This is a genomic window from Agromyces binzhouensis, from assembly GCF_004135055.1.
Classification (GTDB): domain Bacteria; phylum Actinomycetota; class Actinomycetes; order Actinomycetales; family Microbacteriaceae; genus Agromyces; species Agromyces binzhouensis.
The window spans coordinates 1-1,542 of record NZ_SDPL01000566.1 but is presented as its reverse complement, the minus strand read 5'-3'; the positions used below and the strand labels follow the sequence as shown (position 1 = coordinate 1,542).

General features: G+C 75.4%; 1 protein-coding gene. It reads left to right on the top strand.

The genetic code is table 11. The annotated features are described in order from the left end of the window. Positions 1-1,443, top strand: a 1,443-nt coding sequence (locus ESO86_RS16750; protein ID WP_207207202.1) for an adenylate/guanylate cyclase domain-containing protein, incomplete at its 5' end; no start/stop codon positions are given. Between the last annotated feature and the right edge of the window lie 99 nt (positions 1,444-1,542).

The following is a 1,542-nucleotide window of genomic DNA, read 5'->3' as shown; positions in this document are numbered from 1 at the left end:
AACGGCCGAGCCGGCGAGACACGGCGCGGAGGCGTCCGGGCCGTGACCGGCCTCGCGCCCGGCACCGGTCCGACGGCACCGCCGCCGACTGCCGGGCGCGTCCTCTGGACCATCGTGATCCTCGCGATCCCGCTCGCGGGTCTCGCCCTGCTCATCGCCCGGCCTGCGCTCGACCTCGAGTGGGAGCACCAGCCGACGCACTTCTGGCTGGTGCTCGCCGCCGGCGCCATCAACGCCGCGCTCGCGTGGGCGGTCGCCGCCGCGGCGCGGCTGCGCCACGACGCGCGCCTGGTGCTCGTGTCGCTGTCGTTCCTCGCCGCGGCCGGATTCCTCGCGCTCCACGCACTCGCCACGCCGGGCGTGCTCCTCTCGGGCAGCAACACCGGATTCGCGCTCGCCACCCCGGTCGGCCTCACGATCGCCGCGGTGTTCGCCGCCTGGTCGAGCGCCGACCTCGACGGGGCGCACGGCGCCCGGGTGCTGCGGCTGGCGCCGTGGCTCGTGGCCGCGCTCGTCGGGGTCATGCTGATCTGGGCGGCCGCATCGCTGCTCGAGGTCGGGCCCCTCGCCGCCTCGCCGCCCGAGCGCATGACGGGCCCGTTCGTCGTGCTCGCGGTCGTCGGCCTCGCCTGCTACGCCGTCGCGGTCGTCAGGTACTTCCGGATGCCTCGGCACGCCGCGTCGCCGCTGCCGCTCGCGTTCGCCGCAGCGTTCACCCTCCTGGCCGAGGCCGAGATCGCGGTCGTGTTCGGCCGCAACTGGCACCTGTCGTGGTGGGAGTGGCACGTGCTCATGCTCGCCGCGTTCGTGGTCATCGTGATCGCGGCGCAGCGGTCGTGGCGCGAGGAGCGCTGGTCGGGCCTCTACACGCGCGACACCGCGGCCGGCGAGCGCGAGGTGTCGGTGCTCTTCGCCGACCTGGCCGGATTCACGAGCTTCTCGGAGGCGCACGACCCGGCCGAGGTCACCGCCACGCTGAACGCGTACTTCACCGACGTGATCCCGCCCCTCGTGGAGCGCTTCGGAGGTCGGGTGGACCGGCTGATCGGGGACGCGGTCATGGTCGTGTTCGAGGATGCCGGGTCGGCGGCATCGCACGCGAGTCGGGCGGCGGGCGCGGCGCTCGCACTCCAGCAGGCCGCGGTCGCGGTGCAGGCCGACCATCCGGACTGGCCGCGGTTCCGGGTCGGGGTGAACTCGGGCGTGGCGAACGTCGGCATACTGGGCACGGGCGGCGGGCGCACCTACACCGTGATCGGCGACGCCGTGAACGTCGCCTCGCGCCTCGAGGGCTCGGCTCCGGTCGGCGGGGTCGCGATCGGCGCGGAGACCGCACGGCTCCTCGGCGGGTCGGCCGTGCTCCGGCCCCTCGGCGCCCTCATGGTGAAGGGTCGCCGGGCGCCGGTCGAGGCGTTCGAGCTCATCGGGCTCGACGCGGAGTAGCGGCGCGGGTCCGCACCGCGGCGATCGCCGGCGAACCGGCCGGTCCTCGGGTCAGGCCTCGGGCAGCGCGAGTCCGCCGTCGACGCGGGCAGCCAGGCC